18 protein-coding genes are annotated in these 21,544 nt (G+C 69.6%); 7 read left to right on the plus strand and 11 right to left on the minus strand.

What is annotated here, in order from left to right; translation table 11 throughout:
* Window positions 1-22 precede the first annotated feature (22 nt).
* Window positions 23-406: a nuclear transport factor 2 family protein gene (locus tag AB0K10_RS15415; RefSeq protein ID WP_363683787.1), complete on the plus strand. Its 384-nt coding sequence runs from the start codon at window positions 23-25 to the stop codon at window positions 404-406.
* A 51-nt stretch (window positions 407-457) separates the two neighbouring features.
* On the opposite strand, the gene AB0K10_RS15420 is transcribed toward AB0K10_RS15415, so the two are convergent.
* Entirely contained in the window at window positions 458-1,381 is a 924-nt protein-coding gene (locus tag AB0K10_RS15420; protein ID WP_363683789.1) for an alpha/beta hydrolase, read from the minus strand.
* An 84-nt stretch (window positions 1,382-1,465) separates the two neighbouring features.
* On the minus strand, window positions 1,466-1,744 hold the full coding sequence (locus AB0K10_RS15425; protein WP_363683791.1) for a hypothetical protein: 279 nt from the start codon (window positions 1,742-1,744) through the stop codon (window positions 1,466-1,468).
* Window positions 1,745-1,750: 6 nt separating this feature from the next.
* On the opposite strand from AB0K10_RS15425, the gene AB0K10_RS15430 reads away from it, so the two are divergent.
* The 5 genes from AB0K10_RS15430 to AB0K10_RS15450 all read left to right on the plus strand — a co-directional run bounded on the left by AB0K10_RS15430 (window position 1,751) and on the right by AB0K10_RS15450 (window position 5,514).
* On the plus strand, window positions 1,751-1,906 hold the full coding sequence (locus tag AB0K10_RS15430; protein ID WP_363683792.1) for a hypothetical protein: 156 nt from the start codon (window positions 1,751-1,753) through the stop codon (window positions 1,904-1,906).
* Window positions 1,903-2,820: a hypothetical protein gene (locus AB0K10_RS15435; RefSeq protein ID WP_363683794.1), complete on the plus strand. Its 918-nt coding sequence runs from the start codon at window positions 1,903-1,905 to the stop codon at window positions 2,818-2,820. Before AB0K10_RS15430 ends, AB0K10_RS15435 begins: the two co-directional genes overlap by 4 nt.
* A 197-nt stretch (window positions 2,821-3,017) precedes the next feature.
* Window positions 3,018-3,635, plus strand: a complete 618-nt coding sequence (locus AB0K10_RS15440) for a TetR/AcrR family transcriptional regulator (RefSeq protein ID WP_363683796.1) — start codon at window positions 3,018-3,020, stop codon at window positions 3,633-3,635.
* Window positions 3,632-4,306: a VC0807 family protein gene (locus AB0K10_RS15445; RefSeq protein WP_363683798.1), complete on the plus strand. Its 675-nt coding sequence runs from the start codon at window positions 3,632-3,634 to the stop codon at window positions 4,304-4,306. The genes AB0K10_RS15440 and AB0K10_RS15445 overlap by 4 nt, the downstream gene beginning before the upstream one ends.
* Window positions 4,303-5,514 carry a glycosyltransferase gene (locus AB0K10_RS15450; protein ID WP_363683800.1) on the plus strand — a complete coding sequence of 404 codons (1,212 nt, stop codon included), beginning with the start codon at window positions 4,303-4,305 and terminating at the stop codon, window positions 5,512-5,514. The genes AB0K10_RS15445 and AB0K10_RS15450 overlap by 4 nt, the downstream gene beginning before the upstream one ends.
* Window positions 5,515-5,541: 27 nt before the next feature.
* Here AB0K10_RS15450 and AB0K10_RS15455 read toward each other — a convergent pair whose 3' ends face one another.
* From AB0K10_RS15455 to msrA, 4 genes are all read right to left on the minus strand, one after another.
* A complete protein-coding gene (locus AB0K10_RS15455; protein WP_363683802.1) occupies window positions 5,542-6,195 on the minus strand; it encodes a hypothetical protein in 654 nt (217 codons plus the stop codon).
* The gene (locus AB0K10_RS15460) at window positions 6,192-6,647 is read right to left on the minus strand and encodes a GNAT family N-acetyltransferase (RefSeq protein WP_363683804.1); all 456 of its coding nucleotides are present in this window, start codon (window positions 6,645-6,647) and stop codon (window positions 6,192-6,194) included. Before AB0K10_RS15460 ends, AB0K10_RS15455 begins: the two co-directional genes overlap by 4 nt.
* Before the next feature lie 152 nt (window positions 6,648-6,799).
* Window positions 6,800-7,489 carry a TetR/AcrR family transcriptional regulator gene (locus AB0K10_RS15465; RefSeq protein ID WP_363683806.1) on the minus strand — a complete coding sequence of 230 codons (690 nt, stop codon included), beginning with the start codon at window positions 7,487-7,489 and terminating at the stop codon, window positions 6,800-6,802.
* A 286-nt stretch (window positions 7,490-7,775) separates the two neighbouring features.
* Window positions 7,776-8,282, minus strand: coding sequence for a peptide-methionine (S)-S-oxide reductase MsrA (gene msrA / locus AB0K10_RS15470; RefSeq protein ID WP_363683808.1), 507 nt, complete (start codon window positions 8,280-8,282; stop codon window positions 7,776-7,778).
* 488 nt (window positions 8,283-8,770) lie between these two features.
* On the opposite strand from msrA, the gene AB0K10_RS15475 reads away from it, so the two are divergent.
* Window positions 8,771-9,688 carry an NADP-dependent oxidoreductase gene (locus AB0K10_RS15475; RefSeq protein WP_363683810.1) on the plus strand — a complete coding sequence of 306 codons (918 nt, stop codon included), beginning with the start codon at window positions 8,771-8,773 and terminating at the stop codon, window positions 9,686-9,688.
* A gap of 75 nt (window positions 9,689-9,763) precedes the next feature.
* On the opposite strand, the gene AB0K10_RS15480 is transcribed toward AB0K10_RS15475, so the two are convergent.
* The 5 genes from AB0K10_RS15480 to AB0K10_RS15500 all read right to left on the minus strand — a co-directional run bounded on the left by AB0K10_RS15480 (window position 9,764) and on the right by AB0K10_RS15500 (window position 21,410).
* Complete coding sequence (locus AB0K10_RS15480) at window positions 9,764-15,949, minus strand: S8 family serine peptidase (RefSeq protein WP_363683812.1); 6,186 nt, start codon at window positions 15,947-15,949, stop codon at window positions 9,764-9,766.
* 14 nt (window positions 15,950-15,963) lie between these two features.
* A complete protein-coding gene (locus AB0K10_RS15485; protein ID WP_363683814.1) occupies window positions 15,964-16,116 on the minus strand; it encodes a hypothetical protein in 153 nt (50 codons plus the stop codon).
* An 80-nt stretch (window positions 16,117-16,196) separates the two neighbouring features.
* Window positions 16,197-19,151, minus strand: coding sequence for an AAA family ATPase (locus tag AB0K10_RS15490; RefSeq protein WP_363683816.1), 2,955 nt, complete (start codon window positions 19,149-19,151; stop codon window positions 16,197-16,199).
* Between the two features lie 93 nt (window positions 19,152-19,244).
* Window positions 19,245-20,156, minus strand: coding sequence for an adhesin (locus AB0K10_RS15495; RefSeq protein WP_363683818.1), 912 nt, complete (start codon window positions 20,154-20,156; stop codon window positions 19,245-19,247).
* A gap of 27 nt (window positions 20,157-20,183) precedes the next feature.
* Window positions 20,184-21,410: a hypothetical protein gene (locus AB0K10_RS15500; protein ID WP_363683820.1), complete on the minus strand. Its 1,227-nt coding sequence runs from the start codon at window positions 21,408-21,410 to the stop codon at window positions 20,184-20,186.
* Window positions 21,411-21,544 lie beyond the last annotated feature (134 nt).

Below are 21,544 nucleotides of genomic sequence, written 5' to 3' on the forward strand. Positions count from 1 at the left end.
GCCGATTCAGAAGGAACAGACAATGAGCCACGATGTTCGAGTGATCGCCGACAAGGCGTACGACGCCCTGATCGAAGGGTTTCAGACCGGTTCCTGGGAGGGCTTCTTCGACCTGTTCGACGACGAGGTGGACGTGATCCTCCCGGCCCCGCAGACCGGTCACTTCACCGGGGCCGAGGGGCGCGAGAAACTGGTCGGGTTCTTCAGCGTGTTCGCACCCGGCACCAGCCGGTTCGACACGGTCGAGGTGATCTCCAAAACCGTCGCCGAGGATCGCGTCGTCTTCGAGGACTGGGCTCGGGGCGTCTTCTTCAACGAGCCGTATGCGGCCCGGCACTGCATTCACGTCATGGTCCGAAACGGCAAGGTCGTCGGCTTCCACGAATACAACCGACCGCTCGACTGAGCACGGCCACGTGACGCCGATGTCCCGGATCGCCGCCGGGAGGGAGGCGGCTCAGACCTGCAGCACCGCGTCTGCGAAGGCCTGAGGCGCCTCCTGCGGCAGGTTGTGCCCGATGCCGCCGCTGATGGTGCGGTGTTCGTACTGGCCCGTGAACTGCTTCGCGTAGACGCTGGGGTCCACGTGGGGCGCGCCGTTGGCGTCGCCCTCCAGGCTGATGGTGGGCACCGCGATCTTCGGCTTGCCGGCCAGCCGCTGCTCGACCTCGTCGTACTGTGGTTCGCCCCCGGCGATGGCCAGCCGCCAGCGGTAGTTGTGCACCACGACGTCGACGTGATCGGGGTTGTCGAACGAGGCGGCGCTGCGGTCGAATGTCGCGTCGTCGAACGTCCACCTGGGGGACGCCGTCTGCCAGATCAATTTGGCGAAGTCGTGCCGATTCTTGTCGTACCCCTCCCGGCCGCGCTCGGTGGCGAAGTAGTACTGGTACCACCAGGCGAGCTCGGCCTTCGGGGGCAGCGGCGTCCTCCCCGACTCCTGGCTGGCGATCAGATAACCACTCACCGAGACCAGGCCGGCGCACCGCTCGGGCCACAGCGCGGCCACGATGTCGGCTGTCCGGGCACCCCAGTCGAATCCGGCCAGCTTCGCCTTCTCCACGTTGAGGGCGTCCATGAGCGCGAGGGCGTCGGTGGCCAGGGCCGCCGGCTGGCCGTTGCGCATCGCGTCGCCGGAGCGGAACCGCGTGGTGCCGTAGCCCCGCAGGTGCGGCACGATGACCCGGTAGCCGGCGTCGGTCAGCAGCGGCACGACGTCGACGAAGCTGTGAATGTCGTACGGCCAGCCGTGCAGAAGCAGCACGACAGCGCCGTCGGGCGGGCCCGCGTCGACGTAGCCGACGTTGAGTACGCCGGCGTCGACCTGTTTCACCTCGTCGAACGACGCCGTCGAACCGCTCTTCGCACTGGTCCCCGCCATCTGCGACTCCTCTGCTCGGAACTGCGGCAGGTGCGCCGGGCAGCGCTTGAAACGTAGAGCCGAACGACCGAGCACGGCGGCGGTTTACGCAAGGCCGAGCTGGCCGTCAACGCCCTGGGTACGATGCGCCGCCACCGCGTCGCTTGCCGTCCTCGGCGACAAACGGATGCGGCCGTTCCAGCCGAAGCTCGCGCCCTGCCGAACCAGTGCCACCGCGAACAGTTCGCGGGCGGGCAGCAACAGCGCTCGTACGGTCTCGGTGCCGCGGGCTGGCAGCAGCGCGGCGGCCTCCTCGTCGCCGAACTGGGCCCGAACCTTGGTGATCAGCGCAGACCCCACCGAGCGGTAGGCCGCTGGCATCATTGGCGCATGTGGCTCGGTGTCGAGGTGGGCGGTGCTGTGGTCCTCGTCGGTGGGGCGGTCGACGCGACGTGGCTCCTGCTCGACGACGGGCTTGACCGGCCGGCGGAGTGGGTCCGGGCTCGGGAACTCGCCTGTCGTGTCGGTGCTGGCGAGGAGGCGTGAGTCGTCGGGAGGCCCGGCTTGATCGGGAGATGGCCGCGTTGTTGGCGGCCAGGGCGTTCACCGAGATCCGCTATCTGGCCGCGACCGCCCGGCACGGGTCGGAGGACGGCTCCCTCGACGAGGATCTGGAGCGCATAAGGTCTCTGGCCGATCTTTGCCACCACATGCCGGGGATCGCCCGACCACGCCCGTGGCGGCCATCCCGCAGGGGAGCCACCGCCAGCAGTTCTCAGCAGGCGATGGCCGAGCGGCCGATGAGCTGGACGTGGAACACCAGCGGGCCCTCAGGGCGCGCTTGGATGCTGCGCCAGATCGAGGAGGCCGGGGCCCGGTGGACGCCGCCACCACCACTGCCGGTTCACGGCCGGACCCCGCCGCCGATGACGCTGTCGCAACGGGCCGGCGTCCTGCTGGGCCGGTGGCCGGTCAAGGCTCCGGTCGGGCGTCTGCCGCTGCCCGCGGAGGCGAGAGTTCTCAAAGCTCTCGACACCGACGCGCTGTGCGCCCTGTCCGAAGAGGCCGGACGACGTCGACTCGGCCTGGGCGGAGGCGGACCGTGGCTTCGGGCCCACCTGGACGCCGACGGGGTGCACTACCTTGTCCCGGATCCGGCGGACTACTACTGGCCGGGCAACCAGAGCGCTCGGGGCGGCACGATCCGCTGGTGGCAGTGCACCGCATTGGTGCGAATGTCCGACGGTGACCAGGTCAGCAGCATGCTCGCCGTACTCCCGGAGACCTTCACCGCATTGCCCTCGACGGTGAACCGTCGGCAACAACTGCGACTCGTCCACCTCGCCCGGGCGGCCGGGCGAGACACCTACCTCTGGGGCCGAGACCACAAGACGCAGTGCGACCCGGAACGCTGCGGCTACGTCCCCGAACCCACCGCCGTCCCTCCGACGACCACCTGACGTGTGCCGTTGTCGGGTACCCCCGACCAGCGGTCGCGTGAGCGGGCGACGCAGCTGACGCGCCGCCGGTGCGGGCGGGATCGGTAGACGTCTTCGGTCGACTCGACGAGGCCGTACGACGCGAGCTGGGCCGCCACCACCATCACGGACATGCCGTCCCTTGACATGGAGGCCCATCATCTGCTGCTATTTTATCCATGCAGATAACACCGGAGGTTGATCGGAAGACGCGGATTCTGGAGGCGGTCGTCGAGTTGCTGGCCGAGCACGGCTACGCGGGGGCGACGTTCGCGCGGATCGTCGAGACGGCGCGACTCAGCAGCACGCGGCTCATCACCTACCACTACGACACCAAGCAGGAGTTGGTCGCCGCGGCGTTGCGCCACATCGGTGAGCGGGCGCAGCAGTTCATGGTCCCGGCGATCGAGGCGGAGGCGTCGGCGCGCGGCAAGCTCGCCGCGTACCTGCGCTCGAACTTCCGCTTTCTCGGCGAACGGCCGGCGTACGCCCGTGCCGCCGTCGAGATCGCCCGTAACCTGCCCCGGGAGACGGCGGACGCGGATCTTCGCGAGGACGTGCCGCTGGTGCTGCTGGCGCAGCTGTTCGTCTCCGGTCAGGAGTCCGGGGAGCTGCGCCGGTTCGACCCGGTGGTGATGGCCGTGACGGTCCGAGCCGCTGTCGATGCCGCTGTGGAGCGGTTCGCCCGCGGAGACGGGATGGACCTGGCCGCCTACGCGGAGGAGTTGTGCGCGATCTTCGATCGCGCGACCGCCGTGGACCCGGCCTCCGGGGATCTCGGGGGAGTGCTCGCGTGAGGCCGGCCGACGACCACCCGGAGGACGCGACAGCCGCCGCCGAGGCGTGGGGGAGACGGGGTGCCCGCCGTGATCTCGTCGGACGAGTCGTCGTCGACGCGGTCCTGCCACTTGTCGTCTACTACGTGCTTCGCGCCCTGGGCGCCGACGTGCTGGCCGCCACCCTCGCCGCGGGCGCGGTCCCCGCCGCCAACGCCGCCCTGGTCGCCGCGCGCAGCCGACGGGTCGACGTCGCCGGCCTCGTCGTCGTCAGCCTGTTCGTCGCGGGGGGCGCGTTGAGCGTGGTCACCGGGGACGCGCGTCTGCTGTACATCAAGGACGGATGGCTCACCGGCCTGCTCGGCGCCTGGGTGCTGCTGTCGCTGGCCATGAAGCGGCCGTTCATGCTCCACCTCGGCACTGTCATCGCCACGGCCAAGGTCGGCGACGCGGGAGCCGCGGCGTGGCAGCAGCGCTGGATCGACGATCCCGTCTTCCGGCGCCGGCTGCGCCTGGTGAGCGTCGTGGTCGGCGTGGTCCTGATGCTGGACGCGGTGGTCCGCATCGCGATCGCCTCGGTGATCGACCTCGACGCGGTCGCGACGGTCACCAACGTGCAGTACGTCGTCATGCTCGCCGGGCTGCTGTCCTGGTTCTTCTGGTACACCGCCCGGCACGGACTGCGCGCATGAGCACGACGCCCGGCGCGCACGTCGCCGTCCTCGCCGTCGGGGCCACCGGCCACCTGCTTCCCGTACTCGACGTGATCGCCGAATTGCGGGAGCGCGGGCACCGGGTCACCTGTCTGACCCCGGACGTCGCGGCGCCCCCGGCGAGACGCGCCGGCGCGGACGTCGTCACCTACGAGTCGACGCTTGTCACGCGCCCGTCGTCGTCGGTGCCGCCGAGCGACTTCGCGGTGTGGCTGCCCTTCGTGCTGCTGGCGGAGGCAGCCGCCGTCGTACCCCAGGTCCTTCCCGTCCTGCGCGGCGACGTCCCCGACATCCTGCTCTACGACCGGGCTGCCCACCCGGCCGGTCGTGCGCTGGCGCAGCTGCTCGACCGGCCGGCGGTGGCGTTGTTCCCGTCCTTCGCCCAGGGGCCGGCGTGGTCGCTGGCCGCGGCCACCGGGCAGACGAGCGTGCTCGACCCCGCACACCCCGCCTTCACGGCGTTACAGGATCAGCTCGACCAGTTCTGCGCGCACTGGGGAGTCGAGCGCGGCACCGTACGCGACCTGGCCGAGGCGCGCGAGCAGCGATCGATCGCGTTCCTCCCGCGGTGGTTCCAGTGGAACGGTGACGAGTTCGGCACGGACCACCACTTCGTCGGACCGTGTCTGGGTTCGCGGCTCGGCGCCGCCCCTGCGGGGCGCGAACGGCTCGTGTACGTCAGCGCCGGCACCGCGGCGGCCGAGCCGGAAACGGTACGGTCGCTGGTCCGCTCCGCGGTCGCCGCGGCGCCGGACCACCGGGTGCTCGTGTCCACCGGCGGGTTCCCGGTCGCCGCCCTTCCGACGGTGTCCGACCGGGTCGAGGCGCACGAGCACGTCGACCAGCTCGCCGCGTTGGCACAGGCCGACCTCTTCGTCACGCACGCCGGGATGGGTAGCGTCATGGAGGCCCTCTGGTTCGCCGTCCCGATGGTGTGCGCACCGCGCACGAGCGAGCAGCACCTCGTCGCGGCACGGGTCGAGGCCCTCGGTCTCGGCGTGCGACTCCCGGACGACGGTGACCCGAGCGGGACCGAGGGCGTGGCCAGGATCCGCGACCTCGCGCACGATCCGACGATCCGCGAGCGGTTGCGTGCCGCCTCCGCGACGGTGCGGGCCGCCGGCGGGCGTCGAGCGGCGGCGGACGCGGTGGAGGCGGCCCTCGCGTCCGATTCTGCTACCCGGTGACGTTGCGGACCTGCTCGACCGGCGGTGCTACAGGGCGGCCAGCCAGACATGGCCCGGATGCACCTGCCTCAGTAGTGCGGACAACGTCGCGCGTTGGCGATGCGCCAGCAGCGGGAGAACGCCGTCGAAGTCCGTCTGGTCCTTCGGGCGTACGTGCTTGGCCTTGAAGAGAAGGACAAGTTCCGGGATCAGGTACGGGATCCGCTCCGGGGTGTACCTGATGATCTCGGCATACGGCAGCCTGATCGTTGCGTCTCTCCGGCAGATCCACTCATCGCCGTCGTGCTGCTCCCGGAAGACATCAAGCAGGTAGCGCCCCGTATCCGGCTCGCGCAGCCACGTCTGCCACGTGGCGCTCAGCACCTGTGGCGTCGCCGCCTCCCAGATGCGACCGGAGTGCACCGCGTCGAACGTGAGCCCGGCGAAACGCTCGCGAATCTCCGGGAACCGTCCGGCAGGTACGGCGATCTCGATGTCGTGATGGTCGCGGGTCTGCTCGCCGCGGTACAGGTCCAACGCCCAGCCTGCCGCGACGTACCAAGGCGCGGGGATCCCGGCCAGGTGGCGTGCGACGTCGCGCGGCTTCCAACAGTGCGCCCAGCGGGCTTCGAGCGCCTCGGTGTCGCCCGGCGAGACCTCGATACCGCCGCTGGGTAACCCGCCGTCCATCCGCTGGCTCACGTCACGGCCGTAGGGGCGGGCCGCGTGTAGTTGTACACGATGTAGCCCCGGTAGACGGCGAGCCTGTCGTACAGGGTGCGCGCGTCGGCGTCGATCTCGGTGTTCCAGTACAGGCGTGGGGCGCCATGCTCATCGCCATCCTTGGCCACCCACTCGATCATCGCCGTCGCGACACCTCGCCGTCGTACGTGCGGATCCACGAACAGATCCGCCAGGTAGCAGCGCCCGGCGCCCCAGACGCTGGCGTGGAACAGGTAGTGCGCGATGCCCACCATCGTGCCGTCGAGTCGCGCGCAGACGCCACGGATCTGCTCGCCGTTGACCAGGCGTTGCCACGTCCGCTCGTAGCCAGCGTCGTCAACCTCGGTCGCGGGCCGACCCGGGCGGCCGGCCCAGTGCGCGTGGAAACTTCGGGTCAACCGCTCCCACTCGTCGCGATCGGGTTCGGTCAACGGACCAATTGTCAGCACGCTGCCATCCTCACATCGCCCCCAGCGTCCGGCGCACCGGAGCTGACTGCCGCTTGATCTCGTGCACCCCCGTGGCGGATGCACCTGGCAGATTGAGCAGGGCCTCTCCCCCTGTTGGTCGTCGCTGATCGCGGTCACAGCATCTTTGCCGCTTGGTCGCCGACAGTGTGGCTGGTCGGTCGCGGTGCCGGCTGCACGAGGAACGATTTGATGTGTTCCAGCGCCATGTCCAATGCGACTTCCATGGGTGCGACGTCGTGCGCGGCGTTCGCCAGCAGGTAGCCGCCTTGCAGAGCGGCCATCAATCCCGTGGCCAATTTTTCCGGGTCGGCATCCTGGCGCAGTAGACCGCTGTCGCGCATCCGGTGCAGACCATCACTGATCAGCCTTTCCCATGCCGCGAACGTCTCCGACAGCGACGATCGAGCCTGCTCATCTTGATCAGACAGCTCGAGCGCCATTGACCCGAGGCCGCACCCGTACTTGCCGTTGTTCAGCGAATTTGCCTGGACCAGCGCGTTACGCCACCGGACCAGGCCGGAGAACGATCTCAGTCGTTCGAGCCCTCCCCGTTCACGCTGAAGCACAAGCGCGCCCCGATATCTGACTAGGGCGCGTACGAGTTCCTGCTTGTCGGCGAAGTGGTGGTAGAGCTGCGACTTGCTCGTCTGGCTTGCCTCGCGGATGTCGTCAAGGGTCGTCGCGTTCACTCCGCGCACGAGCATCAGCCGGTTCGCCGCCTCGAGGATCCGCTCTCGCGTCGCGATGCCCCGCTGACTGATCCTCCGCCCATTTGTCGGCGCAGCCGTCTGCTCGTCGCTCATCTGTCGAGTCTATCCAGCGGGCCAGATGATCTAGGAGGAACGGGACCGCGGAGTCCATCCGCCGTCAGGGCGCATTTACGTGATGGTGAAGGGCCGACGTCCGAGCCTCGGCCCAGTGAAGGCTGTACGGACAATCGCTGAATCATCGTCGGTGCGTGCTTCCCCGGACCACTTCGTCCTAAAGGCAAAAGTTTCTGCAGTTGCGGGGCCGCGCGTCGTGAGCGGCCCAGGGCGACCACCTGCGCCCGGACCGGCGCGCGGACCCGGGATCCGCGCGCCGGAGGTGTCAGGCCGTGGCCCGCTTCGGAAGCTTCCACCCGGGGCGGGGGAAGTGGCAGGTGTATCCGTTGGGGTAGGTCTGGAGGTAGTTCTGGTGCTCAGGCTCGGCCTCCCAGAAGTCACCTGCCGGGGTGACCTCGGTGACGACCTTGCCGGGCCACAGCCCCGAGGCGTCGACGTCGGCGATGGTGTCCTCGGCGACCCGCTTCTGCTCGTCGCCGGTGTAGAAGATCGCCGAGCGGTAGCTGATGCCGATGTCGTTACCCTGGCGGTTCTTCGTCGAAGGATCGTGGATCTGGAAGAAGAACTCGAGCAGCGCGCGGAAGTCGGTCTTGTCGGTGTCGTAGACGACCTCGATGGACTCCGCGTGGGTGCCGTGGTTGCGGTAGGTGGCGTTCGGGACGTCGCCGCCGCTGTAGCCGACGCGTGTGGACACGACGCCGGGCTGGCGGCGGAACAACTCCTCCATGCCCCAGAAGCAGCCGCCGGCGAGGATTGCCTTTTCGGTGTTCACGTCGTCTCCTTGCCTGTCGTCGTGCTGGGCACCTGGTAGTCAGAGCTGCGGAGCCAGGTGGAGGGCACCGGACCCGCTAGTGCAGACACTCTCCGGGTCGGCCATATTCCCGCAGCCTCCCCCTTATCTGGACCCCGTAGTCCAAGATCCGTGTCCCGCTGGGGTCCGGCGAGCCACCCTGCTGATGAGGTTGAACTGGCACTTCCCTCGCGGACACAGTAGTGGTCACGCGGCTCAATAGTGGACTTGACAGTCCAGTCTACCGTCGCTAGGTTCGGGACGCCCAGCGGGGTGCCCCCGGTAGTGACGAGGTGCCCGACGTGTCCATCGGCGTGCGGTTCGGCAGACGCTGCCGCCACGTCCGGCGCCCCAACCGCCACCGGTCGGGGTGGATGACACGGCGCCGAGGCTTGGCGCCGCCATTGCTGGGAAACGGAAATGTGCTCCTCGGGCCGGTGCAGACGAGGGCTGGATACAGGAGGTATCTGATGAAGGCGATCGTGGTGACGGACCAGGCTGCCGGAACGGCCGGAATGACGCTTGTGAAGCGGCCTGAGCCGGAACCGGCTCTCAACGACGTCATCGTCCAGATTCACGCGTCAGGTTTCGTCCCGACCGAGATGACGTGGCCCTCGACCTGGACCGATCGCCTCGGCCGTGACCGGACGCCGTCGATCCCTGGGCACGAACTGGCCGGAGTGGTCACGGCTCTCGGGTATGGCACGACGGGACTGTCGGTGGGTCAGCGGGTGTTCGGCCTCACGGACTGGACCCGCGACGGCACCCTTGCGGAGTATGTGGCCGTCGAGGCGCGCAACCTCGCGCCGCTGCCCGGCGACGTCGACTTCGCGGTGGGCGCGAGCCTGCCGATCTCTGGCCTGACCGCCTGGCAGGGACTGTTCGAGCACGGCCGCCTCCGGACGGGGCAGAGCGTCCTCGTGCACGGCGCTGCCGGTGCTGTCGGTTCGATGGTGACGCAGCTCGCACGTGAGTTCGGCGCCTACGTCATCGGCACCGGACGCGCTGCCGACCGTGCGAAGGCGCTCGACTTCGGCGTGCAGGAGTTCGTCGACCTCGAGAACGACGCCCTCGAAGCCGTCGGTGGAGTCGATCTGGTTTTCGACGTCATCGGTGGCGACATCGGGAAGCGGTCGGCAGGCCTGATTCGAGCCGGAGGAATCCTGGTGTCCGTCGTCGGACCGTCCGAGGCGCGGCCCGCGGACGGCCTGGCGATCGATTTCGTCGTGACACCTGATCGCGCCCAACTGGGGGAGATCGTCGGGCGGGTACGGGATGGGCGACTGCGGACGAACATCGGCAACGTCGCGGACCTCGACGACGCCGTCGCCGCTCTCAACCCCACTGAGCGGATCACCGGAAAGACGATCATCCGCACTCGCTCGTGAGGACTCGTGGTCAGAGCCTCCCCGGAGCTTCTTCCCGGGGAGGCTCTGACCACTGCTGGTGAATCGTCGGTCAGCTCAGAGGCGCGGGTCCTGCTGAACCTTCAGGGCGTTGAGGATCGGGTCGCTCTCTCCCTTGTCGCGGCGAAGCTCGATCGTCAGATCGCCGCCGGCGTGCTCGACGGTGACCGTGTTCGTGTCCGCGGTCAACGCGCCCACAGTCGCCTGCACGTCGTGGTCGTAGAGCACGACCTTGCCGTCGGCGAGCACATCGAAGGCGCGCTTGCCGGCCTTGACCTTCTCGATCTCCGCGAAGTCGAGGCCGATCCGGTACGTGCCGGCGGGGGCGTTCTTGAACACGTAGGTGAACGTCTGGCCGGTCCGCTGGGTGCGGAACAGCGCGTCGTCCTCGGTGCCGGCGATGTCGGCCCTGGTGGTGTTCACCTTCCCGCCGACGTGGCCCCAGGGCCGCGAGCCGAGCGCCTGGTCGGGCGCCCAGAAGAAGCCGTCGGAATCGACGTACCCCGACCCGCCCGCGTCGACGCCCTTCCAGTAGGCGGACGTCGCCAGGCGGACCGGCTTGAGCTGGGCCTCGCCCTTGCCGGCGTTCGATGCCACGAGCACGTCCCCGACGAGCACGCCGGGCTTGCTGCCGGCGTTGTCCGCCGTCACCGTGACCGTGGTGGACGTGCCGGCCGCCAGCGTGACCGTGCCCGTCGCGGCCGCGCCCGTGAGGGTCAGCCACGGCAGGTCGGCGGCCTCGTGTCCGCCGTCGCTGGTGCGTGCCTGCTCGCTGATCCGCACGTCGAGCGGGGCGGAGCCGGTGTTGGTGACCGTCACGTCGGCAGTCGCCTTCTGGTTCTTGTCCAGGAGCCAGTCGAGGTCAGCTCCGGTGACGGTGGCGATGCCCGTGGTCAGCGCCGTGTCGACCACCTCGGCCTGGTCCTTCTTCGTGATGGTCACCGGGTGGCTGGCGGTGACGTAGTTCGGCGCCTCGACCTGCACGGTGTTCTCGCCGACCAGCGCCTGGGTCTTCCAGCGGCCCTTTTCGTCGACAGTGATGACCCGTTCGCCGTTCGGCCCCTTGAGCGTGACGACCGCGTCCGCGATCGGCTTGCCGTCGTTCTTGTCGGTGACCGTGCCCTCGATCGTGCCGGCGGACGGGAGGGTGTACTCCAGGCCCAGACCGGCCTTCAGCGCGGGCTGGTCGAAGGAGAACTGGCCGGCGGGGTTGCGGGTCAGGCTCTCCACCCCGACAGTCGCCGAGGAGCCCTTGGTGAGGGGGTTGTCGCCGCCGACGCCGTCGGCGTACCCGATCTGGATCCGTCCGTCCGCGATCAGGGTGACCGAGAAGCTCACGCGGGCGGTCGGGTCACCGTAGAAGGCCACGTTGCGCCACTCGATGACCTGCGCCGCCAGCCCGTCCACGGTCGTCGTGCCGTAGTAGATGCCCGCCTCGTCGTCGACGATGAGGTCGTCCCAGAGCGGATAGATCGCGTCGATCGGGTACGGCGACGGCAGTGCCGTGTTGCTCCCCGACGTGCTGGCGCGGTCGAAGGCCAGCGTGCCGTTCGTCGTCACGCACACGCCGTCCCAGGCCGTGTCGTAGAACGGGAAGACGAAGCTGGAGTCGAACCACAGCACGCCGCAGAGGTCGTCACCGTGCCACCCGGACTCCTGCGTGCCCTGGCGGTAGAGCCCGTCGGTCACCTTCATCGCGTATGAGCGACCGGCGGGCGCCACCGGTACGGGACCCGGTGCCGGCTGCTCGGGCTCGGGGTCCGGCTCCACCGCGTCCGCGCGCGGGTCGCGCGTCACCCGCAGCGCGGCGATGCTCGGGGCCTTCAATCCCTTCGAGCCCCGCAGCTCCACGGTCAGCGGACCACCCTCGTGCTGCACGACAGCCCTACGCCAGTCGGCGGCGTTCGGCCCCACGGCTGCGGCCGTGTCGTGCGCGTAGTCCGTCAGCGCCCCGTCCACGACGACGTCGAACACGCGCTTCCCCTTGGCCACCTTGTCGATCTCGGCGAACCCGAGGTCGACCGCGTAGGTGCCCTTGGGCGCGTCGGGGAACCTGTAGAACAGTTGCTTGTCCGCCGTGGTGCGCTGCGACTGGAACAGGGCGTCGTCAGTCGTGCCGGCGATCCCGGCGTTCGTGGCGGCGACCTTGGTCTTCCCCTCGTAGCCCCACGCCTTCCTGCCGGCGGGCTGGTCGGCCGACCAGGTGTAGCCGGAGCCGTCGGTGAACTTCGGGCCGCCGGCGTTGATGCCCACCTGGTAGTTCGTGGTCGTGAGCGTCACCGGGACGTAGGTCTTGGACTGGCGTCCGGAGTCGGACCGCACCACGATGTTCGCGCCGAGGACTCCGGGCTTGGCGCCCTTCGACGAGATCGAGACCTTGACCGTCGTCGACTGACCCGGGGCGAGGGTGCCACCGGTCGAGGAGAGCGACAGCCACGGCAGGTCGGTGAGCAGGTCGTCCTCGACGTCGACGAGCACGACGTCGTCGGCGACCTGGTCCGCCGCCCACAGCGCACCTGTCGAGTCGGTCTCGAGGCCACCGCCCTGGCCCGCCTTCTGCCCGGGGAACCACCACGCGTTCACAAGCGAGCAGTCGTCGGGGTCGACCTGGAGCAGGCGGGTGGGCCGGTTCGAGGTGAGGTCGGTGTACCAGATGGTGTCGGACGCCTGGTTGTAGGCGAGGCCCATCACCTCGGGCAGCGGCGGGGTGCAGAAGGACAGCAGCGCGCCCGGGTTGTCGTGCGACGTACCGGCGACGGTGCCGATCATGCCGTTCGCCCGGCCGCCGACGTAGAACACGTCCCGGGCCGGGTTGTAGGCGAGCCCGGTCAGCTGCAGCGTGGACCAGTCACCCTTGATCTGCCTCGTCTCCTTCCCGGTGTCGGTGTTGAAGCAGTGGATGTAGCTGGCCGGGCTGTCCTCCATCTGGCACATGTCACCGGTCTTGGTGTCGAGCGCCATGTCGAACGCCCGGTAATCGGGGTTCCACGAGGCGTCGAAGACCTTCCCGGTCTTCTTGCCCGTCACCGCGTAGGCGGTGTTGGTCCGCGCGTTGTAGTCGTGGACCCAGACGTCGCCGTCGTACCCGATGCCGGACGGCTCCTTCTCGGCGATCGTGCCGGGGATGGCGATCCGGGTGATGACGTCACCGCCGGAGGTCGGACCGACCTTGGCTGCCGCCTGTGCCTCCGCGGCGCTCGCCGTCGCGGCCTTGCCGTCGACGTTCGACGGCTTCATGCCGCTCGCGCCGGCCTTCCAGGCGGCGAGGTCGATCGTGCTGGCCGCGCCCTTCCCGCTGCGCTCGGTGGCGTCGGCGCCGTCGAGCTCGGGGTGCCGCGCGGCCTCGCCCAGGTCGTACGTGAGGGGGGCGGAGCCGTTGTTGGTGAGCGTCAGCGAGCCCACGCCGTTCTGGTCGGTGCCCAGCAGCGCGTCGAGGCCGTCGGCCTTCAAGCCGGCGACGCCAGTGGTCAGACGCGCGTCGATCGTGGCCTTGGCGTAGAGCTTCTTGAGCGAGAAGGGGTACGCCGCGGTCGTGTAGTTCGGCGCGTCGACGGTCATCGTGTAGCCGCCGACCGGAAGCTGGCGATGCACGACGCCGGTCCCGTTGGTCGTGACGGTCTCGACCAGGCCGTTCTTGTTGCTGAAGGAGACCTTGGCGCCGGCCACCGGCTGCCCGTCGTTCTTGTCGACGACTGTCGCGTCGAGGTACCCGAAATCAGGCATGTCGTAGGTGACGACCATCCCGTCGCGCAGCACCGGGGCCTTGTCGGAGAACCGGATGCCGTCGACGCCGGCCCAGCCCTGGATGCCGGTGACGGCGTGCGCGCCGGCGGTCACCGGGTCGTCGGACCCGACGCCGTCGCCGTAGCCGAAGATCACCGTGCCGGAGCGGGTGAGCGTGGCCGAGAAGCTGACCGGCTCGGTGTACTCGGTCCGGTCCGGATAGGCCCAGAGCTTGGCGTTGCGGTACTCGACGACGAACGCGTCCTCACCGTTGACCTTGGTGGTTGCCGTGAAGACGCCTCCACCGGGCGCGAACTCGACGGGGGTCTCGACGTAGAACGGGAAGATGCCCGCACCGCCGTAGCCGGGGCCGGTGGCGCCGTCCGGGGCGATCACGCCGCGCAGGCCGATGCCGAGGCTGTCGTGGCTGCCGTTGTAGAGCGCGATCGGGAACGGCAGCTGCACCGTGGCCCACACGCCACTGCCGAACGTGACCGGGTCGGTGCCGCGCAGGTATTCGCCGTCGGAGACGGCACAGCTGTAGCCACCCTTGTCGACGACGAGCCCGACCGGGATCTCGGCCGACGGGTTCTGCGCGCCGACGGTCAGCGCGACGGTCGTGGGCGAGAAGCAGGCGTTGGGCTTGACGGTCAGCTTGTACGCGCCCTCGGGCACTGCGGTGATCGTGAACGCGCCGTTGGCGTCCGTGCGTACCGGCTTCAGCGGTGTGTCCGTGACGGAGACGTCCGCGTTCGGGACGGGCTGCTTCTTGTCGTCGACGACCCTGCCGCTGATGTCGTGCTTAACGGCGGCGGTGAGCGGCAGCGTGACGGCGGTGTCCTGGCCGAGGGTGATCGTGACCTTGGCGGTCGCGGTCAGGTAGCCGAAGACCCTGGTGCTGAGCTGGTAGTCGCCGGCCGGGAGGTTCGTCGTGAACCGGCCGGCCTTGTCGGTGCCGATCGACCGGCTGAACGGCCCGCTGATCGTCACGTCGGCTGCGGGGACCGGAGCGCCGTCGGCGGTGACGACACCGGTGAGGGTGCCGCCCTTGCGCGGCGCGAGCTTCAGCAGGCGGACGAGGTCGAGCCGACCCTCGCCGTACTTGTTGTTGATCTCGGCGGTGCCGCCGCACTCGGTGTCGTCGACGTCGACGGCCGACTCGCCGAGCAGGCGTCGGGTCTCCTCGACCTGCCCGATCAGGGTCGGGTCGTAGCTCCAGAGCGCGGCGACGGCGCCGGCGACGTGCGGTGCCGCCATCGACGTACCGGACATCTCGACGTAACTGTTGTTCGGATAGGACGAGCGGACGAGGTCACCCGGGGCGGAGATCTCGGGCTTGATCCGGCCGCCCTCGCCCTCGCCCTTGCGGGAGAACGGCGCGAGCGTGCCGTCCGACGAGTAGGCGCCGACCGAGTAGGCGCTCGTGGCGGAGCCGGGCGAGGAGACGGTGTCACAGTCCGCGTACGGGGTGGTGTTGCCCGACGACCAGACGCTGAACATGCCGGCCGCGCTCCATGCCTCGTCGATGGCCTGGAAGAAGTCGTCGAAGTTGTGCTCGACGGTCTGGCCCCACGAGTTGTTGATGACGTGGGGGCGCTTGGACGGGTCGGGGTTGTTGCCCTGGAGGTCGGTCGGGGCGAGCAGCCACCAGCCGGACCGCAGCAGCGACTCGACGCCGGTGCTGTCGCAGCAGCCGTTCGTCGCGATCCACTGCGCGTCCGGCGCGACGCCGACGTGGTTGGTGCCGTCGTCACCGACCATGGTGCCCATGGTGTGCGTGCCGTGTCCGTTGTCGTCGCACGGTGTTCCCGCGCACGTACCCCGGGTGGCCATCCAGTTGTAGTTGTGGTCGACGGTGCCGTCGGGCTTCGTGCCCCGGTACTGGTGCATGAGGGCGGGGTGGTCGAACTGGACACCCGAGTCGAGGTTGGACACGGTGATGCCCGCGCCGGTGGCCCCCATGGCCCACGCCTCGGGAGCGTGGATGGCGTCCAGACCCCACGTGGAGGTGCCCGCCTCGGCCGCCTTCTTTCCGGCGGCGGGTCGGGCAGCCTGGTCGGTGGGGATCTTCTCGTCAACGGGCTCGACAAGCGCGACCTGCGGCGTCGCGTGGATCTCGGCGACCTGCACCTTCGAGGCCACGTTGAGGGCGAGCTTCTCGGTGCCACCCTTGACGAGCACGGCGTTCGCGATCGGGTAGGAGGTGTACGTGACGCCGGCCCGGTCGAGGTCGGTCGAGACGGACGCCAGGGACTTCTTCGCTGCCGTGTTCAGCGCGTCGTAGACGAACTGACCACGAGCGGTCCAGTCGGCGACCTTCTTCGCCGGCGCGAGGTCGGCTCCCGTCTCGAACGTGATCCAGAAGTCGGACTGTGGTTGCGCGCGGAAGCGGTCCTTCAGATTCGGGGCGATCTTGCTGGCGGGGCCTGGGTCAGGCTCCGCGGCGGACGCCGGTGGTGCCTGGATCATGCTCAGGCCGACCGCTACGGCAAGTGTTGCCGCGAGGGGTTTGAGTCTCATGGGGGTCCTTCCGCCTACAGGGGTTGGTAGGGGTCGTGGCTCTCGCGGGCGTCGGCGTCGTGGGCGTCGGAGGCGTCGCGGGCGCTGTCACCCGGCTCGGGGGACAGCACGAGAGGCGGCTGGTGCTCGGCGGCGGAGTCGTCGTGCGAGACAGGTCGCTCAGGCATGCATCGCCCAATGGCTATGGATCATGGACTCATGCTCGGCGGGACGAGTGACCTTCGCTATCCAGCGGATACGTCAATATTCATGAAGCGTCGTCGCGGGACGCCTCTTCGGCGAACACGCCGGCCTCCACCGCCTTGACCGCGAGCGCGGTCCGGGAGCTCACCTTCAACTTGCGCATCGCCGCACGCAGCTGCTGATCCACGGTGGCCGGCGACTTGGCCAGGATCCGGCTGATCTCCCGGTTCGTCTTACCGGCGACGACCAGTTGGACGACGTCGAGCTCGCGAGGTGAGAGCTGGTCGCCGTACCCGCGTCGGCCGCCGCGCCACAGTCGCGGGACGTCGGCGCCGTGTTCGCGAAGCCGCTGCGCGACACGGTCCGCATCGCCGCGGGCGCCGAGCCGGAACAGCTGCTCGTACTGTGCCGCCAGCAGCTCGCGGCCCTGGTCGAGCCGGCCGTCCGCGATGAGCGCCTCGGCGTGACGCTCGCGGGCGAGCATGGCGTCGTAGGGGCGCGGCAACGCGCCCCAGGCGCGTGCCGCCCGATCCCATGCCGTCGCCGCGCGGGCGTGGTCTCCGACCGCGGAAAGCAGCAGGGCACGGCACACGGCGAGCGCCGCGCGAGGCGCGGGCGCCGTACGGCCGCGCAGTCCTCTGGCGAACTGGTCGCTCAGGCGTGTCGCGGCCTTCCGGTCGCCCGCGGCGAGGTGCGCCTCGATCCGGGCGGGGACGAGGTCCGTCGCCCAGATCCAGATGCCCTTTCTCCGGACCGTGTCCATCGGCTCGTCAGTGATCTGCAGCGCCCGGCCGCTGTTTCCGTCCGTCAGCCACAGTCTGGCCAGCGCGGCGGCGGCCTCCATCGTGTCGTCGGCCGCGCCGAGACGGGCAGACTCCTCAAGGACCAGCCGGAATTGCTCCTCCGCTGCGCGCCGCCGTCCGGCCGCGGCTGCCAGCCGGGCAGCGAGGCGAATGCTGCCGAGGTAGTGTGCCGGCCGGTCGCGGTCGGCATCGGCGAGTGCCGCGCTCCGCTCCGCGAGACCCTCCCACCGACCGGTGAGCCACGCCAGGTTGGCCTGTTCGAGTCGAACGTTGTGCTGCAATCGGGACGCCTGTTCGGCCTCGGCGAGGCGCTCGGCCACGCTGAGGTGCTCCTCGGCGGCGGCGTACCGGCCCCAGATCAGCGCGCCGGTCCCGACGTTCGCGTGGATGCGGGCCACGTCGAGACGCTCCGCCGCGGTCGTGCCGTCGACGGGGAGGTCCGCGACGACGTCCCAGGCCTCCTCCTCGCCGAGCATGAGCAACGCCGCGGCTCGGTTGCCGGCCAGGTTCAGCCGCTCCGCGGGAGAGTCGAACGCGGCGGCGAGCTCGGCGGCGCGATCCAGCCAGCGCCGATGCGTCGACGCCGGCCACGGGCCCGCATAGGCCCAGCCGAGGTAGGTCATTGCCCGGGCGGCCTCGACCGGATCGTGATCGAGGTTGGCCACCGCCTGCTCCAGCTCGCTGAGTGCGGCCTGCGCCTCACCCCCGGTGATCAGAAGCCGGCCCAGGGGATTGCGGATCTCCGCCTGTTGGCGGGCGGAGAGACCGGGGGTCTCCAACACCGAGCGCAGGGTACGGATCACGCGGTGGTAGACCGCGTCGACCGGTTCGCGACGGCCCAGTGCGGCGACTCCGGCGACGCGCGCGACCCGTGCCCGATCCACCGGCGGCAGCACGGCCCACGACATCAGATCGACAAGCAGGTCGACAGCCTTGGTGTGGTCACCCGAGGCCATGGCCAGCTCGGCGCCCTGCTCGGCGTACCGCGCCCAGGACTGCGTCTCGCCCGCCTCGCGGAAGTGGTGGGCAAGGCGTGCCACGGGCGGCGGATGAATGTCCTCCAGGGCCCGGCCGGCCAGCAGGTGGAAATGTCTGCGGTCGGTCAACGGGATCGCTTCGTAGACAGCCGTGGCGGCCAGCACATGTCGGAATCGCCACCGGCCACGGTCGTCCGCGTCCAGGACGCCGGCGCCGGCCGCCTCCGCGACGGCGGCTCGGCAGGCAGTCGGTGACAGACCTGCCGTCACGGCGATCGTGGCCAGCGATGAACGCTCCACCAACGTGGCCGCGGCACGCAACACCTGCTGCGCCGTCGGCGACAGACGACCCACCCGCTCCCGGGTGGAGTCGCGCACCGTTGGCGGCACCTGTAGCTCGCGCAGCTTCAGCCGCACCCACTGTCCGCCCCGGAAGACGAGGTCGGCGCGGTCGCACATGAGGCGAACCGACTCCTCCACGGCCAGCGGAACGCCACCGGTCCGCTCGTGCATGAACGTCGTGAACTCCGGTGATATCGGGTTGCCGTCCAGCATCGAGGACACCAGCGCTGCCGTGCCGTCGGGTCGCATGGGCGCCAGGGCGATCCTCAGCTGGGTCACGCCGGCGGGCAACCGGGACGTCAGCCGCAGCAACAGCGATCCGTCGTGCACCTCCTCGGGCCGGTAGGAGATGACGAGGCTGGGCCCGTCCGTCTGCTGTCGGGAGCTGACGAACAGCAGAAACTCCAGGGTCACGTCGTCGGCCCAGTGCGCGTCCTCGAGCACGAGAACGTCGACACGCAGCGCCCGCAGCAGCTCGTCCAGGGCGCGGAACAGGCGATGCCGTGCCGCCTTCGCATCGTCCAGGGGCGGCAGGGCGGGCGGCAGGTCCGCGGACCATTCCGGGAACAGGGGCCGCAACGCGCCCGCGAGCTCGGTGAGCCGCAGTTGCGACACCGGTCGATCGATCGCACGGAACGCGTCCACGATCGGCCCCAGCGTCAGCGACTCGCGAAGCGGAGGGCACACCGAGACCAGGGCGCTGCGCCTCTCCGGCGCGGCCAGCCACTCGCGCAGCAGTCGGCTCTTCCCGATCCCCGCCTCGCCCTCCACCAGCACGATCGCCGGTGGCCGGGCCAGGGCGCCCCGAAGCGCCGCCATCTCCCGATCACGACCCACGAAATGCGGCGTGGAAACGGTCGGTGCAGTCCCGTCGTCCTCGGGGGAGGGGTCGAGCATGCGTGATGATCTCTCTTTTCGCTGCTCGGGCACAAGTACCACCAACGCGGCCACCCCGATCGGGATGGCCGCGCTCGGTTCAGCACGCACCGCTCAGGTGGGTGGCCGGGGCGCCGGCGCCTGGGCGGCCGGTGGCGGGGTGTACGACGGCGTCGGGGTGACGCCCGGGGCCGGCCCGTAGCCCTGCCCGGCAAAGCCCGCGCGCAAGTCCTGCACAGGGATTTCCTGGCCGAACGTGGCGGCCAGCGGCACCACGGCGCCCTGCATGGCGACCTCGGCGCCCTCGCGGACGGCGGCGTGCACCGCCTCGCGCATCGCCCGGACCCACTCCGTGCGCAGCATCTGGTTGATCGAACCGGTGCGACCCAGCATGCCGCCGATCAGGTCCTTGACGAAGTGGCCGATCAGGGCCCCGCCGCGGCGGCTGCGCCACATCATCCAGCCCAGATAGAGGCTGCTTCCGTAGGGGAAGACCGAGACGTAGATGCTGTAGTTGCGATGCTGGATCAGCAGACGGTTGTTGACCGTCTCGGGGGCCAGCAGGTCGCTGCGGATGCGCACGGCATTGGCGTGCAGCGGGAAGCCGCGATGGCGCAGTGTCCCGTAGATCGCCGCATAGGCCGAGTCGGCCGCCTGATACCGGTCCTCCACAAGGGTTTTCCACTCGGCGATCGGCTCGTCGACCTTGGAGGCGAGCAGTACCACCCAGAAGACCGCGAAGGACAGGATCGAGGCGAGATAGAACAGGCCACTCGCCGCGGAGTCGCCGCTGAGTGACGACGACTCAGAGCCGATCGCGACCATAATGCCGAGGAAGGCGAAGAGCATCCAGACGGCGAACGCGCTCACGGCCGCACCGATCCAGAGCCGGAAGATGACCATCGCCGGGACCGACTCGTCGAGGGGGAGTTCGACCCCGCCGTACCGGAGCCCCTGCATACGGTAGGCGACGTCACCGCTGCTGGGGCCGGCGGTCGCCCATTGCCGCGGCGGCTCACCGGGCATGCTCATAGATCCTCCACTCGTGTGAGTTCAGTTCAGGGTGACCCGGATGTCGGATCCGGACGCCTGCGCGGTGCCGCGGATGTGGATGGCCGTGTCGCCGCTCTTGGTCTGCTGTACGCCTGAGAAGTCGCTGTAGGTCGCAGTCCAGTGCACGCTGCCGCTACCGTCGTCGGAGATCGACACCTGGTCGTCGTTGCCGAGTAGACCGATCGTCGCGGTGTCCACCGAGATCGCCGGGTACCTCGTTACCGACCACCGCACCGACACGTTCCAGGCATAGATGTCCGCGCGGAATGGGCACCCGCTGGGGGAGGCCGCCGTGCTGGCCGCGCACTGGTCGATCGCCGACCTCACCGACGAATCGATCCGCTCCTGCACACCGGGCGCCAGCTGCGGCGTGCCGAAGTCGAGCACTGCCGTGTACTTCAGCCTGGTGCCGGCCGGGGGCGCGGTCACGCTCGCACCGGCGAACAGTGCGCTGGCGGCGGCCTCCGCCTTGAACGCACCCGGGAAGGCGACCACCTCGTCCTGCGTGTCGTCGCTCAGTGCGACGCCGTTGACCGTGACCGCTCGCGAGAGGGTGTTCCTCAGTTCGACCTGGACGAACGGACCGTACAGATGGTAACCGTCGCCGTCCGCGGCCTCGGTGACCAGGATCGTCTGCTCAACAGTGGTGCCGCCGGCGTGATAGGTGACGTCGACGGTGCTGGTGCCCTCGTCGTACCGCCCGACTGCCTCCTTGGCGTCGCCGACCTTGACATCGCGGGGGCGGGCGTCGCGGTCGGCCAGTCCGGCGGCGGTGAGCAGCGGATACCTCGAGGGGTCGATCTCGGCTGCGCGGTACACAAGCTTCAGGGCGCCAGCCGCGTCACCGTCACCGAGCGCGTCAAAGTACGCCTCGACCGTCGACCGTGGGGTTTCCGCGACCAGTCTCGACACCACGGCGATCCCGGTCGCCAGGAGGACCAGGGCGCCGACCGCGGCGACCGCGATCAGCACCGGCTTACGGCCGATCCCCCGTTGCGGAGCCTCGCCACCGAGCGTGAGTGTCTGCTGCGGAAGCGACACTGTGGACGCGACGGGAGCGACGGTCCGCTCGGGCGAATCCGAAGTGGACACCGCCCGCGCGGGCGCGGCACCGACCAGTTCGGGAAGCACCGGCATGCCGCAGTAGTGGCAGGAGCCCTGCGCGGCCGTGACACTGCCGCCGCACTGGAAGCACACGCTGGTGGCTGCCGCCTCGGCTGAGTCCATCAACGATCGTCCCCCCGTGACGGGCATTCGAAGTGACCGGAACGGTACACCAGATACGGACCGGTCACAGACCGTCGTTGCCGCCGGATCGCGAGGTGTGGTTGCATCGTCGTCTCATGTGCAACGTCAACGTT

Source organism: Micromonospora sp. NPDC049274 (assembly GCF_040678875.1).
Taxonomy (GTDB): Bacteria; Actinomycetota; Actinomycetes; order Mycobacteriales; family Micromonosporaceae; genus Micromonospora.